The following is a 13,972-nucleotide window of genomic DNA, read 5'->3' on the forward strand; positions in this document are numbered from 1 at the left end:
AATATATGACACCAAATTATAAGAATGTTCACTTAAAATTTAAACTAGATAATTTAAATTATAAGTACGACGACCTTATGGAAGTTGCATACAGTTATGTTAAAGAAGGTTTACCATACCAACAAGAATTAGGGAATTTTCTATTAGATTGGTTAGACGAAAAAGATTATGTTATAGTAAAAACATCGGGCTCTACAGGAAAACCAAAAAAAATAAAAATAAAAAAGCAAGCTATGGTAAACTCGGCCATAGCAACAGGCAATTTTTTTAATTTAAAACCAGGCGATAAAATTTTACATTGTTTACCATCAAATTTTATAGCGGGTAAAATGACTATTGTAAGAGCCATAGTTTTAGGTTTAGAACTCGATATGGTAGAGCCAGCAGCATTACCTTTAATTGATTACGAAAAAGATTATACCTTTTCTGCTTTTACACCTATGCAACTTAAAAATTTTGCTAAATATTTAAAAAGCATAAAAACCGTAATTGTTGGTGGTGGTAGAGTATCTAAGGCTATAGCCGATTTAATAAAAGATAAAAAACCTAACGTATATGAAACCTATGGGATGACAGAAACCGTATCGCATATAGCCGTTAAAAAACTTAATAACTTTTCTGGAAATGATGATGAAAAAACATTTACAACACTACCAGGAATTAAAGTATCTAAAGACGATAGAGGTTGCTTAGTTATTGAAGCACCTAAACTATCTGACAATAAAATTGTTACTAACGATATTGTTAATGTGTTATCAGATTCTAGTTTCGAGTGGCTAGGGCGTTTTGATAATGTTATAAACTCTGGAGGAATAAAGCTATATCCAGAGCAAATAGAAACTAAACTTCAAGATAAAATAGATGGCGAATTCTTTATCGCTTCTAGAAACGATGATACCTTAGGCGATAAACTTATTCTTATTATAGAAGGAGAAAAAAGAGATATTGATAATACCATTTTTAAAACTTTAGATAAGTATGAAAAACCTAAGGAAATTCATTTTATACCTAAATTTAAAGAAACTAAATCGGGTAAAATTCATCGAAACAAAACCTTAGAGGTTTTAAACTTAACATAATAACATATTAAAATAAATTATGGGTTTTATTAAACGCGTATTATCTACCGTTACAGGTATTTTTGTATTTCTAATCATTTGTTTTTTCGGGCTCTTTATAATTGGTGCTTTATTGGGGCCTAGTACAGACCAAACAGTAAAAGTAAAACCAAACTCGGTTTTAGAGTTAACACTCGATTTTCCAATTAAAGACTATGCAGGCAAAACCGAATTTGCTGAATATCCTTTTTTAAATGAACATAGAAAAAACGGACTTTTTAATATTATTGATGCTATAAATTATGCGGCATCTGATGATAAAATTAAAGGAATTTCAATTGACAACAATTTTATAAATGCCGGAATTTCGCAAATCAAAGCTTTACGAGAGGCGTTATTAAAATTTAAGGAATCTGGAAAATTTATTGTGTCTTATGGCGATATATATTCTCAAAAAGACTACTATTTAAGTTCGGTTTCAGATACTATTTATTTAAACCCAGCAGGAATGATGGAGTTTAAAGGCTTGTATTCCGAACGTTTATATTTTAAAGATTTTCAAGACAAGTCTGGTTTTAAAATGGAAGTTGTAAGACTGGGTAAGTATAAAAGTGCTGTAGAACCTTTTATAGCTAATAAAATGAGCGATAATAACAGAGAACAAATTTCTGTGTATTTAAACTCACTATGGAGCGAAATGAAATCTGATATTTCTAATAGCAGAAATATCTCTGTAGATAGATTACATATAATTGCAGATAGTTTATTGGCAAGAAACCCAAAATTAGCAAAGGCATCAAACCTAATAGATAAAATTGCTTACCATGACCAATATATTGCAGGAATGCGATATAATATTGGAATTAATGATAACGAAGACTTAAATATTATAACTGTTACTGATTATGCAGAACATGCAGCAAAAAAAATAAATAGAAACTATAATAAAAATAGAATAGCTGTTATTTATGCCGAAGGCGATATTGTTTATGGCGAAGGCGATGAGGGTTTTGTAGGTCAGGGTCTTATGAGTAAATCATTACAAGATGCTAGGCTTGATAACCGAGTTAAAGCAATAGTTTTGCGAATTAATTCGCCAGGCGGTAGCGCATTGGCAAGCGAACTTATATGGCGCGAAATAGAGTTAACTAAAAAAGTAAAGCCCGTAATTGTCTCAATGGGAGATATGGCTGCATCTGGAGGGTATTATATAGCAAGTAATGCTAATAAAATAATTGCTCAACCAACAACAATTACAGGGAGTATAGGCGTGTTTGGTATGTTGCCAAATGGCAAAGAATTGGCAGAAAATATGGGAATAAATGCCGAGCAGGTTGTTACCAATAAAAATGCTGTAACGTATAGTTTTTTCGAGCCTTTAAGTAATACACAACGTGAGTTTATTAAAGAAGGTATTTTAGATATTTACGAGTTGTTTACAACTCGAGTAATGCAAGGAAGAAATTTAACAAAAGAACACGTTGAAAATATTGCTCAAGGGCGTGTTTGGATAGGTACAGATGCACTAAACAATGGTTTAGTTGATGCGTTAGGAGGTTTAGACTTAGCATTGAAATACGCTGCTGAAGCTGCTGAGATTGAGAACTATCAAATTAAAGAATTCCCAGTTTATGAAAAAGACTTAGATAAAATGCTTCAAAGTTTTGGATTAGCAAAAACTAAAGAAACTATTTTAAAAGAAGAGTTAGGTGAAGCCCATTATAAAATTTATAAAGAAATAAAATCCATATCGCAAAAAAAAGGCGTCCAGTTATTGTTCCCTTTTGGTGTAGATATTAAGTAAAATAATTATATTGGAATATCAATACTAATTGAGGAACCATGATTAATAAGGCTTTCAATTTTTATTTTGCCTCCATAATTTTTTACTCTTTTTTTTATATTATTAAAACCAATACCGTTTTTTGATGTAGCTTTTTTTATTTCAAATCCAATTCCGTTATCTTCAACTAGAAGATTAATAGAATTTTCAAATGATGTAATATTAATAGTAATGTTTTTTGCTTTTGAATGTTTTATGGCATTTGTTAATAGTTCTTGAAGAATTCTAAACAGATTTAATTCTAAGCTGTTTTCAAGAGTTTTGTTTTCAACATGATGTGCAACAATAACTTCAATTTTATTGCTTTCAGAAATTTTATTGGCTAAATCTTTAACAGCAGGAATTAAACCTTTGGTTAATAAATTAGCATTTTGCCTAGAATGAGACATAAATCTTATTTTCTCATAAATTTCATTAAGTAAAAGATCTGTTTTTTTTATAATTTTTAATTCTTTCGTTTTAACATGATCTTTTAAGGTTTCAAAGTACAATTTAACGGTAGTTAAAGAGCTTCCTAAATTATCATGTAAGTCTTCAGCAATTTTTTTCCGTTCTTTTTCTTGTCCAGAAATCATGGCATCTATACTTTTTAATTCTAAATCTTTTAAAAGCCGGTCATACTGTTCCTTTTCAAGTTCTTTTTCTTTAATAATAAGAAGTTGATTTTTTTTAGAGTTAGAAAACAAAATAAAACCTATGAAACAGCTAAATACAATAAGACCAACAAGCGCATAAATTTGATATTTTGATTTTTGATGTTTACTTTTTAGAAGCAGATTTTCTTTTTCTTTTTCTGCACTTTCATATTTAGTTTTTATATCTCCAATATCTTTAATTAAATTTTGGTATTGAATACTATCTCTAAATTCTTCAAGTTTTTTTGATGCTAAAAAGGCTTCTTTATAATTGTCTTTTTTCTCATAAATATCGCTTAATTGTTCGTAAACGAAAACTTTATAATCTATATTGTTATAGTTGTTTAATAGCTTTTTAGCTTTATTTATATTAATTAAAGCGCTATCTAATTTATTTAAAAAGTAATATTGGTCAGATTTATGGGAGTATACAAGAATTCGATTTCTATAGTTTTTACTTTCATTTTTATCATAATAATATTCAGCGATGTTTAATGTTTTAATGGCTTCTTCATATTGTTTTAGCTTGTTTAAAGTTGGAGCTACATTTAGTAGGTTGGCAATATATCTCGCAGTATCGTTCTGTTTTAGATATATTTCACCTATATTTTTAGCGTGTTTTAAACTTAAATTAAAATTTTTTAAGTTTTCTGCTCGTGTAGAACTATTATACTCGCAATGAATTCGAATATCATCATCATCTAATTTCTCAGCAATATTGCAAGTAGAAATAATTAACTCTTCTATGCTAATAATATTAATTACTTCAGAGGATAAATTCCTGTTATCTAACAAATAAATACATTCTATTAATCTAGATTCCGCTTTAGCTTGATCTTTTAAAAGGTTGTTTTCAACACAATATGTTCTGGATTTAAGAAGGGATTTGTAAGATTCTAAATAATCGCCTTTTTGTAATAACAGGTAGCCTTTATAATAATTGTATTTAGCTTTGCCATTTACATCATGTATTTCATTTTTATAATTTTCGAGTAAACGGTGCGATTTAGACCAATTACCAGAAAATATTGAATTGTAAAAAGAATCGGAAATTTTATGGTTTTGAGAAAAACAAAAAGGACTTATTACAAATAAAAAAAATATAAAATTACACGATGCTATTCTCATATTAAACCTGTAAAACACCTAAGTTAAAAGGTTTTTCAATAGGAGCGTGGTTAGCGGCTTCAATACCCATGCTAATCCAAGTACGAGTGTCTAAGGGGTTAATTATGGCATCGGTCCAAATTCTTGCTGCTGCATAATAAGGCGAAACTTGGTTGTCGTAACGAGCTTTAATTTTGTTGTATAGTTCTTCTTCTTTTTCTTTTGTAAAGGTTTCACCTTGTTTTTCTAGTGATGCTTTTTCAATTTGAAGTAAAACTTTTGCAGCAGAATTTCCACTCATTACCGCCAATTCTGCACTAGGCCAAGCAAAAATAAGCCTTGGGTCGTATGCTTTTCCGCACATGGCATAATTTCCTGCCCCATAACTATTGCCAATTACAACAGTAAATTTTGGTACTACAGAATTGCTAACGGCATTTACCATTTTAGCACCATCTTTTATAATGCCAGAATGTTCACTCTTGCTACCAACCATAAAACCTGTAACATCTTGTAAAAATACTAAAGGAATTTTTTTCTGGTTACAATTGGCTATAAAACGGGTAGCTTTATCAGCCGAGTCGTTATAAATAACACCACCAAATTGCATTTCTGTGGGTTTAGTTTTAGAGCCTTTGGTTTTAACAAGTTTGCGCTGGTTAGCAACAATACCAACCGCCCAACCATCAATACGTGCATAGCAAGTTATAATGGTTTGTCCGTAACCGGCTTTGTACTCATCATACTCAGAGTTATCAACCAAACGTTTAATAATCTCATACATATCGTATTGATCGGCACGACTTTTAGGTAATAAGCCATAAATATCTTGAGGGTTTTCTTTTGGCAATTTTGAAGCAACGCGATTAAAACCTGCTTTATCAAAATCTCCTATTTTATCCATGATGTTTTTTATAGTATCTAAAGCATCAGCATCATCTTTAGCTTTATAGTCGGTAACTCCAGAAACTTCGCAATGTGTGGTTGCGCCGCCTAGAGTTTCGTTATCAATACTTTCACCTATAGCAGCTTTAACAAGGTAGCTTCCTGCTAAAAAAATACTACCAGTTTTATCAACAATTAAAGCTTCATCACTCATAATAGGTAAATAAGCACCTCCGGCAACACAACTCCCCATTACAGCAGCTATTTGAGTAATTCCCATACTACTCATTACGGCATTGTTTCTAAATATACGTCCAAAATGTTCTTTATCTGGAAAAATTTCATCTTGCATTGGCAAATAAACACCTGCAGAGTCTACCAAATATATGATAGGTAATTTGTTTTCAATAGCTATTTCTTGAGCGCGTAAATTCTTTTTACCTGTAATAGGAAACCATGCGCCAGCTTTAACAGTAGCATCATTAGCAACAACAATACATTGTTTGCCTTTAACATAACCCATTTTAACAACAACACCACCAGAAGGGCATCCGCCATGTTCTTTGTACATATCTTCTCCTGCAAAAGCGGCTATTTCTATACTTTTAGAATGAGCATCTAATAGGTAATCTATACGTTCTCTAGCAGTCATTTTTCCTTTGCTTTTGTGCTTTTCTATACGCGATTTACCACCACCTAAACTTACTTTTGCAAGGCGTTTTTTTAAATCTGAAACTAAAAGTTTATTATAGTCTTCGTTTTTATTGAAGTTAATGTCCATAGGTTTTTTTATTTGTTACGAATTTACAAAACCAATTCCTGTATTAAAAGTGAATATTTTGTTAAATTAATTTACATGGAATTATATTCCTTGGAATATAAATTTAATTGTAATATATTTGCATTATAATTTTTATGAAAAAAAATGAAACGAGATAAAATTATATACTACACAGCAACAAGTATTTTAACTCTTGTTATGTTGTTTTCGGCTAGCATGTATTTTTTTAAGCATGAAATGATAAAAGGAGCTTTTGAGGGGTTTGGGTATCCAACTTATTTAATATATCCATACGCAATAGTAAAATTAATTGGGCTAATAGTTGTTTGGGTGCCAGGTTTTAAAGTACTAAAAGAGTGGGTTTATGCAGGATATTTTTATGCATTTATATTAGCATTTTTTGCACATTACATGATAGGCGATGGCCAGCAAGCAACAGCTGTAGTAGCTTTACTAGCATTATTAGTCTCTTATATTTATTATAAAAAATTAAATAAACAATAAAATAAAATTATAAATGAAAAAAATATTAGCATTTGCGGGGAGTAACAGCAAAACATCAATAAATAAACAATTGGCTAAATATGCAGCTAGTTTAGTTGATAATGTTGAAATAACAATTTTAGATTTAAATGATTTTGAATTGCCTGTTTATGGCATCGATTTAGAAGCCGAAAAAGGGATACCAGATAACGCGCATAAGTTTTTAGAAGTTATAAAAAAATCTGATGGTATCATACTATCTTTAGCCGAGCATAATGGTGCATATTCGGTAGCTTTTAAAAATTTATTTGATTGGATGTCTAGAATTGATGGGAAATTATGGAGTGAAAAACCTATGTTGTTAATGGCAACCTCTCCAGGAGCAAGAGGTGGTGCTACCGTATTAGAAATAGCTAAAGGTCGTTTCCCTTTTATGGGAGGAAATATTATTGCCGATTTTAGTTTTCCTTCATTTGATGATAATTTTAAAGACGAAAAAATTATTGATAAAAACTTAAATACTAGCTTGTTAGATCTTGTAGGGAAACTTAAAGAGCAATTGTAATTATGGAAATTCAGCATGAAAATATAGGAGTTAAAGGCCGTTTTTATTACAAATTAAATAAGGTTATAATGGCAGAAATGACATATTCTCAAGCTGGTTCTAATAAAATAATTATAGATCATACAGAAGTTAATAGCTCTTTAAAAGGACAAGGTATAGGATATAAGTTGGTAGAAGCCGCAGTTAATTATGCTAGATTTAAGCATATAAAAATTATACCACAATGCCCGTTTGCAGAAGCAGTATTCAAGAAAAATATTAATTATAACGATGTTTTAGCCTAATTAAAATGGGAGATTTATCTAAAGATATTAATTCAAAATTTATAAACCATAGAGTTAAAGCACTATTAAATATTATTTATACAGCAAATTGGATATCTAGCCATCAAAACGAGTTTTTTAAACCCTATGGTATTTCACCGCAACAGTATAATATATTAAGAATTTTAAAAGGCGCAGGTAAACCATTAAATGTGCAAACTATAAAGGATAGAATGCTAGAGCGTTCGCCAAATATTACACGTTTAATGGATAAGCTATGTGCCAAAAACTATATTGATAGGTGTCCATCAGAAAAAGATAGACGTGTTGTTAAAATAGCTATTAATAAGGCAGGAATAGAATTTTTAGAATCTATTCCAATAAATTCTAATCGAGATTTATTGAAGAATTTAACCGAAGATGAAGCCGAACAATTAAGTAATTTACTTGATAAAATGCGATAAATAAACATAAAATCATGCAAATCATAATACATAAAGCAGAAGAAAGAGGATTTGCAAACCATGGATGGTTACAAGCTAATCATTCCTTTAGTTTTGCAAATTATTTTGATAAAGATAAAATTCAATTTGGAGCGTTAAGAGTACTTAATGACGATGTAATTGCTCCAAATATGGGGTTTGGCACTCATCCTCATGATAATATGGAAATTATAACCATTCCGTTAAATGGTATATTAAAGCATAAGGATAATATGGCAGAACAATGGATTCCTGTTGTTCCAGGCGAAGTACAGGTTATGAGTGCAGGAACTGGTGTACAACATTCAGAAATTAATGGTTCTAGAACAGAGCATTTAAGTTTATTTCAAATTTGGGTAATGCCAAACAGACAAAACGTAAAGCCGCGTTACGACCAAAAAACATTTCATCCAGAAGGAAGAAAAAATAAGCTACAAACCCTTGTAAGTTCTATTGATGAAAATTATGAAAGTAGCTTAAAAATTCATCAAGATGCCCTAATTTCAAGAATCGATTTAGATAAGGGTAAAACATTCGAGTACCAGTTAAAAAGTAAAAACCACGGTGTTTATGTAATGACTATTTTTGGTAATTACTCTATAAACGAAAATACTTTAAAAACAAGAGATGCAATAGGCATATCCAATACAACAAGTTTTAATATAAAAACAAATGAAGACTCTGGGCTTTTGTTTTTAGAAGTGCCAATATAGTAATGGTACTAATTAATATAGAAAAAGCATCCGTTTTAAGATGCTTTTTTTATTTAAAACTACGATATTTGCTTTTCAACTAACCAATTAATAAATAAGAGAGAATATGGCGATGAATAAAAATACAGTTTTAGCTTGGGCAACATGGATAATGATTTTAATGGGACTTTTGCTAATGGCATTAGGAGCTTTTAGATACGACGATGTTGCTGGATGGGGCTTTGGAGCTGTAGGTTTAGGCTTTTTTGCTGTGGCCTGGGTATTTAATGCCTTAAAAGGTCGTGTATAAATAGCTTTGTACTAATTAACAATATAATATTTAACAATGAGTGACGATAAAAAAGTAATTTTTTCAATGTCTGGTTTAACCAAGACATTTCAAGGAGCAAATACACCCGTATTAAAAAACATATATTTAAGTTTTTTTTATGGGGCAAAAATTGGAATTTTAGGCCTTAATGGTTCTGGTAAATCTACATTACTTAAAATTATAGCAGGGGTCGATAAAAATTTTCAAGGCGATGTTACCTTTTTACAAGATTATTCGGTTGGCTATTTAGAGCAAGAACCGCAACTAGATGAAGATAAAACGGTTATGGAAGTGGTACGAGAAGGTGCGGCCGAAACCGTTGCAATTCTTGACGAATACAATAAAATTAACGACCAATTTGGGTTAGAAGAAGTTTACTCTAACCCAGATAAAATGGAAAAGTTAATGGCTAGACAAGCCGAATTGCAAGATCAAATTGATGCCGCAGGAGCTTGGGAACTTGATACGAAGCTGGAAATAGCCATGGATGCATTGCGAACACCAGATGGAAATAAAAAAATTGCAGTACTCTCTGGAGGAGAAAAACGTCGTGTAGCGTTATGCCGTTTACTTTTAAGCGAACCCGATGTGTTGCTTTTAGATGAACCTACAAACCACTTAGATGCAGAGTCTGTACATTGGTTAGAGCACCATTTGGCACAGTATAAAGGAACTGTAATAGCCGTTACTCACGACAGATACTTTTTAGATAATGTTGCAGGATGGATTTTAGAGCTCGATAGAGGAGAAGGTATCCCTTGGAAAGGGAATTATTCGTCTTGGTTAGACCAAAAATCTAAGCGTATGGCTCAAGAGAGTAAAACAGCCTCTAAACGTCAAAAAACATTAGAGCGCGAGTTAGATTGGGTACGTCAAGGAGCTAAGGGTAGACAAACCAAACAAAAAGCGCGTTTAAAAAATTACGATAAGTTAATGAGTCAAGACCAAAAACAGCTTGACGAAAAACTTGAAATTTATATCCCCAACGGACCTCGATTGGGTACCAATGTTATAGAAGCAAAAGGAGTAGCTAAAGGTTACGACGATAAATTATTGTACGATAATTTAAACTTTAACCTTCCTCAAGCAGGAATAGTTGGTATTATTGGTCCAAATGGAGCTGGTAAAACCACTATTTTTAGAATGATAATGGGAGAAGAAACACCAGATAAAGGCGAGTTTGTTGTAGGCGAAACGGCTAAAATAGCGTATGTCGACCAAAGTCATGCTAATATAGACCCAGAAAAAACAATATGGCAAAACTTTAGCGACGAGCAAGAACTGGTTTTAATGGGCGGTAAAGAAGTAAATTCTAGAGCCTATTTAAGTCGTTTTAATTTTTCTGGCGGCGAGCAAAATAAAAAAGTAAAATTACTTTCTGGTGGAGAACGAAACCGTTTACACCTTGCTATGACACTTAAAGAAGAAGGAAACGTACTGCTTTTAGATGAGCCAACTAACGATCTTGATGTTAATACATTAAGAGCTTTAGAAGAAGGCCTAGAAAATTTTGCGGGCTGTGCTGTAGTAATTAGTCACGATCGTTGGTTTTTAGATAGAATTTGTACACATATCTTAGCTTTCGAAGGCGATAGCCAAGTTTATTTCTTTGAAGGTAGTTTTTCAGATTACGAAGAAAATAAAAAGAAACGCCTTGGTGGAGATTTAATGCCAAAACGAATTAAATACAAAAAATTAGTACGATAAACCTAATAAAAATATTTAATAACGCTCACAGTAATGTGGGCGTTATTTATTGTTAATAACTTCTTTTTTAGGATAATAATTAAATAGAAAATATGTTAATTGCCACCATACATATGCCCATCTGTAAAATCTTGATAGGGTTTGTCTTCATCCTTAGCAATATTTTTATTCATCTCGTCTAGGCGCTCATTTTCTTTTTTTAGCTTGTAAGACTTTCTTACACCAAGTAATAGTAAAACCCCAAAAAACACAGCAACAATAATAAGTACTGTTACAATATCAGACTGTTCAATTAACGCAAAAGCATTAAAATTTAAAAGAAAGTAGTTTGCTAGCATACTAACAGAATTTCATGGTGTTTGGTTATAAACAAATATAATGTATTCTACTAAAATGTACGTTTTTTTTTATTAACTGTAACAAAATATTAAATAGCAATACCAATAATTTAAAGAGCGTATAATATTATATTTTTTTAAAAGTAAATATTCTTTTACGCTATAAAATTGAGATTTTTTAACGAAATTGCTTATCCATAAAATTGTTCAACTTTAAAAAATTATACACACATGTCTGATGATTTTGATTTACTAGAAACCTCTTCCAACGAAAAAACAGAAAAAGTAGATGTTAATTGGGGAAAAGCCATTGACACCATGAAATCTAAATTATCTCAAGAAGACGACCCCGAAGTGCGCCAAAAAATATTAAATGCTACATTAGACGATGTAGTGCACATGGCAGAAAAGGACAGAACAACGCTTCTAGATGCTATAAAAGATTTAACCGATTATCAAGATGAAGTAGGCATTATATTCGAAAAATTCTCGGCATTAAATGCCACCGAGCAACAAGTAATAGACGATGCTCAAAAAGCCTTAGAACGTGCAAAAATAGAATTAGAAGATGCACAAGCAAAGCCAGATACCTGGTGGAATAACTTATGGGGGCGTAAAAGTAAAATAGCAAAAGCTGAAGCCGCATTAAAAGAAGCCGAAAAGGTAAGAGCAGGAGCCGATAATAAAGCAAAGGCTATGTTTCAAGAACGTATAGAAAGTGCCGATGTACAAACGCTTTTAAGCGAATTATCGTATAAATCGCAAGCAGCAGTAACCCGTTTAAAAAACCGTGAAGTAGAAATTAAAGAAGTAGAAGAAAAGCTAAAAGACGCCATTGTCGAAGCTTCAAAAAACCATACAAAAGCTTTAGAAAAGAAAAAAGAAGTAGAGGCAAAATTAGAAGAACAGTATGCCTTATTAAAACAAGCACGCCAAGAACTTGAAGATATAGCCGATAAACAATCTGCAGAATATGCTGAAGCCATTGGCAAAGTAACACAAATAGAACAAAAAGTAGAAGAGTTAGAAGGGCTTAAAAACGCTTACACAACACTAGCAGCAAGTAAAGATAGTTTTGTACACAAGCACAATTTAACCATAAAAGTATTAACCTCGCTACGCAGTAATTTACAAACGCACCGAGCAAAATTAAAATCCGATACAGAAGAACGACTTAAATATTACGATGGTTACGTAGTAGCCCTAAAAGCAAGAACCGACCAAGAATTTGCTGCTATTTTAGAGCATTTAGGCGTTAAAACCGACGAGCATATTGGCGAAACTCTAGCATCAATGCACACAGCAAGCGCCAAAGCACGTCAAGATATGATGGATAATATTCCGGTTCACGAAAAAGTAATGCAAGGCGTTTATAGCAGTTATGCCGAGGCCTTACAAGAAATTCGTGCTAAAGATGGCGACATACAAAAGAATTTTGCAGAGCGTTATGGCATCGATATGAAAGAAATTTTCGAAGATTACTATAATGCCAATAAAAACACGGCAGATGCAGATAATAACGAGCCAACAAAACAACCTAAACCAGAAACAAATAACGACGATTTATTGTCTTAAATATAATAATGGCGTTACCCCGAAAAAAATCGGGGTCAGGCTTTCACTACTCGCTCTCTGCGAGGAGCTCAAACACACCGTTCAATCCTTAACGCAGTAATTAACTAGCGGTTAAGTATAGATAAGTATTTAACTTTTAATTGTTCATTTTTAATAAAAATAAATGTCCATTAACCACATAGTTACACCTTTAGATTCGGCAATATTAGACTCTAAAAATCAATATGTTTTTTACCATAAAATGGTAGACTTTGCTTTAAAAGAATTAATTGTAGCAGTACAGCAACAAAACATATGTAATAAAATAGAAGTAGAACTATTTAAGCAATACTCTGATTTGTTACTATATTCTATTGAAGCTATGCGCATAAAATATATGTATGATGACGAGGATAATATGAAAGTAGACTTAACCGATTCTGGATTTCCTAACTATTTAGAATTTCGTTACCTATTTAACGATTTAGAATTGCGCGACGAATATTTGGGCAAACTAACACCAGTAGAAACACTTAAAGCAGATTTTTTAGATACATTAATGCGTAAAAAGCAGCCTGTTAGTAAAAGTAAACTCTTTCAAGCCGCATCAATAGTATATTACACATCGGTAAATAAACAATTTATATTCAATAGGTTTGTACAAGGTAAAATTGTAACGGCACCAAAAGAATCTGGAGTTAATTTTTTAATTAGTTGGAGTTTTTATGATGTAGCCCATAACAGACCTTTTATATGCTTTATGCATTTTAATTATGAAGGCAAAGAGGTAAACGATTATAAACACGAAATATATAACGTTTTAAAAACCGTTGCAGATAGAGATATGTCGCTAGACACAATGGCTTATGCCATAGACAGAAAGCTACCTAAAGTGCAGCCTAAACAAATAAAACGTATAGACTTGGGGCCATTACACAACGTATTTGCTAAAGACGAGCATAAAGTAACACACACCATTTTAGAGAGCATTGGTAAAAAAGAAATTCCGTTAGAGTCGTATGCCATTTCATTACGAGTTAATCAAGTAACATCAAAAAACGAATTTAAAGAAGGTGGTTTTTTTAGTAAACAAACTTTACAAAAATGGGATCATGTTTTTAAGCAAAAGTATGTTTTAGCACCACACAGAATAATACAATTATTGTACAATAAAACACCCGAAGTAATGGATAATTTGGCAAAAGCACCTATAGAAGTGGCAAGATTAAAATTAAAAGAATAAATGTT

General features: G+C 31.7%; 14 protein-coding genes. 11 read left to right on the plus strand and 3 right to left on the minus strand.

Annotated features, from left to right (window positions below):
• The first annotated feature begins 5 nt into the window (after positions 1–5).
• Together ACNG5D_RS07405 and sppA are read left to right on the plus strand one after the other, a co-directional pair.
• Positions 6–1,079, plus strand: coding sequence for an AMP-binding protein (locus ACNG5D_RS07405; protein WP_418182860.1), 1,074 nt, complete (start codon positions 6–8; stop codon positions 1,077–1,079).
• Between the two features lie 19 nt (positions 1,080–1,098).
• Positions 1,099–2,862 carry a signal peptide peptidase SppA gene (sppA, locus tag ACNG5D_RS07410; RefSeq protein ID WP_418182861.1) on the plus strand — a complete coding sequence of 588 codons (1,764 nt, stop codon included), beginning with the start codon at positions 1,099–1,101 and terminating at the stop codon, positions 2,860–2,862.
• Between the two features lie 5 nt (positions 2,863–2,867).
• On the opposite strand, the gene ACNG5D_RS07415 is transcribed toward sppA, so the two are convergent.
• Together ACNG5D_RS07415 and ACNG5D_RS07420 are read right to left on the minus strand one after the other, a co-directional pair.
• Complete coding sequence (locus tag ACNG5D_RS07415; protein ID WP_418182862.1) at positions 2,868–4,664, minus strand: sensor histidine kinase; 1,797 nt, start codon at positions 4,662–4,664, stop codon at positions 2,868–2,870.
• Between the two features lies 1 nt (position 4,665).
• Positions 4,666–6,309: an acyl-CoA carboxylase subunit beta gene (locus ACNG5D_RS07420; protein ID WP_418182863.1), complete on the minus strand. Its 1,644-nt coding sequence runs from the start codon at positions 6,307–6,309 to the stop codon at positions 4,666–4,668.
• A gap of 144 nt (positions 6,310–6,453) precedes the next feature.
• Between ACNG5D_RS07420 and ACNG5D_RS07425 the strand changes: the two genes are divergently transcribed.
• The 7 genes from ACNG5D_RS07425 to ettA all read left to right on the plus strand — a co-directional run bounded on the left by ACNG5D_RS07425 (position 6,454) and on the right by ettA (position 10,832).
• Positions 6,454–6,813, plus strand: coding sequence for a DoxX family protein (locus ACNG5D_RS07425; protein WP_418182864.1), 360 nt, complete (start codon positions 6,454–6,456; stop codon positions 6,811–6,813).
• A gap of 13 nt (positions 6,814–6,826) precedes the next feature.
• Entirely contained in the window at positions 6,827–7,357 is a 531-nt protein-coding gene (locus ACNG5D_RS07430; protein WP_418182865.1) for an NADPH-dependent FMN reductase, read from the plus strand.
• A 2-nt stretch (positions 7,358–7,359) separates the two neighbouring features.
• The gene (locus tag ACNG5D_RS07435) at positions 7,360–7,641 is read left to right on the plus strand and encodes a GNAT family N-acetyltransferase (RefSeq protein WP_418182866.1); all 282 of its coding nucleotides are present in this window, start codon (positions 7,360–7,362) and stop codon (positions 7,639–7,641) included.
• A gap of 5 nt (positions 7,642–7,646) precedes the next feature.
• Positions 7,647–8,084: a MarR family winged helix-turn-helix transcriptional regulator gene (locus tag ACNG5D_RS07440; RefSeq protein WP_418182867.1), complete on the plus strand. Its 438-nt coding sequence runs from the start codon at positions 7,647–7,649 to the stop codon at positions 8,082–8,084.
• A gap of 14 nt (positions 8,085–8,098) precedes the next feature.
• A complete protein-coding gene (locus ACNG5D_RS07445; RefSeq protein WP_418182868.1) occupies positions 8,099–8,815 on the plus strand; it encodes a pirin family protein in 717 nt (238 codons plus the stop codon).
• Positions 8,816–8,921: 106 nt separating this feature from the next.
• Positions 8,922–9,104 (plus strand): CAL67264 family membrane protein, encoded by a 183-nt coding sequence (locus tag ACNG5D_RS07450; RefSeq protein WP_418182869.1) that lies wholly within the window; start codon positions 8,922–8,924, stop codon positions 9,102–9,104.
• A gap of 36 nt (positions 9,105–9,140) precedes the next feature.
• A complete protein-coding gene (gene ettA, locus ACNG5D_RS07455; RefSeq protein WP_418182870.1) occupies positions 9,141–10,832 on the plus strand; it encodes an energy-dependent translational throttle protein EttA in 1,692 nt (563 codons plus the stop codon).
• Between the two features lie 95 nt (positions 10,833–10,927).
• On the opposite strand, the gene ACNG5D_RS07460 is transcribed toward ettA, so the two are convergent.
• A complete protein-coding gene (locus ACNG5D_RS07460) occupies positions 10,928–11,170 on the minus strand; it encodes a hypothetical protein (protein WP_418182871.1) in 243 nt (80 codons plus the stop codon).
• A 231-nt stretch (positions 11,171–11,401) separates the two neighbouring features.
• Between ACNG5D_RS07460 and ACNG5D_RS07465 the strand changes: the two genes are divergently transcribed.
• A complete protein-coding gene (locus ACNG5D_RS07465) occupies positions 11,402–12,745 on the plus strand; it encodes a microtubule-binding protein (RefSeq protein ID WP_418182872.1) in 1,344 nt (447 codons plus the stop codon).
• 163 nt (positions 12,746–12,908) lie between these two features.
• Complete coding sequence (locus tag ACNG5D_RS07470; RefSeq protein ID WP_418182873.1) at positions 12,909–13,967, plus strand: hypothetical protein; 1,059 nt, start codon at positions 12,909–12,911, stop codon at positions 13,965–13,967.
• Positions 13,968–13,972 lie beyond the last annotated feature (5 nt).

This window comes from Algibacter ulvanivorans, from assembly GCF_048381495.1.
GTDB classification, from domain to species: Bacteria; Bacteroidota; Bacteroidia; order Flavobacteriales; family Flavobacteriaceae; genus Algibacter_B; species Algibacter_B ulvanivorans.

Coding starts and splice junctions, on each gene's coding strand:
- ACNG5D_RS07405 (WP_418182860.1), top strand. CDS start 6: ATGACACCAAATTATAAGAATGTTCACTTAAAATTTAAACTAGATAAT.
- sppA (WP_418182861.1), top strand. CDS start 1,099: ATGGGTTTTATTAAACGCGTATTATCTACCGTTACAGGTATTTTTGTA.
- ACNG5D_RS07415 (WP_418182862.1), bottom strand. CDS start 4,664: ATGAGAATAGCATCGTGTAATTTTATATTTTTTTTATTTGTAATAAGT.
- ACNG5D_RS07420 (WP_418182863.1), bottom strand. CDS start 6,309: ATGGACATTAACTTCAATAAAAACGAAGACTATAATAAACTTTTAGTT.
- ACNG5D_RS07425 (WP_418182864.1), top strand. CDS start 6,454: ATGAAACGAGATAAAATTATATACTACACAGCAACAAGTATTTTAACT.
- ACNG5D_RS07430 (WP_418182865.1), top strand. CDS start 6,827: ATGAAAAAAATATTAGCATTTGCGGGGAGTAACAGCAAAACATCAATA.
- ACNG5D_RS07435 (WP_418182866.1), top strand. CDS start 7,360: ATGGAAATTCAGCATGAAAATATAGGAGTTAAAGGCCGTTTTTATTAC.
- ACNG5D_RS07440 (WP_418182867.1), top strand. CDS start 7,647: ATGGGAGATTTATCTAAAGATATTAATTCAAAATTTATAAACCATAGA.
- ACNG5D_RS07445 (WP_418182868.1), top strand. CDS start 8,099: ATGCAAATCATAATACATAAAGCAGAAGAAAGAGGATTTGCAAACCAT.
- ACNG5D_RS07450 (WP_418182869.1), top strand. CDS start 8,922: ATGGCGATGAATAAAAATACAGTTTTAGCTTGGGCAACATGGATAATG.
- ettA (WP_418182870.1), top strand. CDS start 9,141: ATGAGTGACGATAAAAAAGTAATTTTTTCAATGTCTGGTTTAACCAAG.
- ACNG5D_RS07460 (WP_418182871.1), bottom strand. CDS start 11,170: ATGCTAGCAAACTACTTTCTTTTAAATTTTAATGCTTTTGCGTTAATT.
- ACNG5D_RS07465 (WP_418182872.1), top strand. CDS start 11,402: ATGTCTGATGATTTTGATTTACTAGAAACCTCTTCCAACGAAAAAACA.
- ACNG5D_RS07470 (WP_418182873.1), top strand. CDS start 12,909: ATGTCCATTAACCACATAGTTACACCTTTAGATTCGGCAATATTAGAC.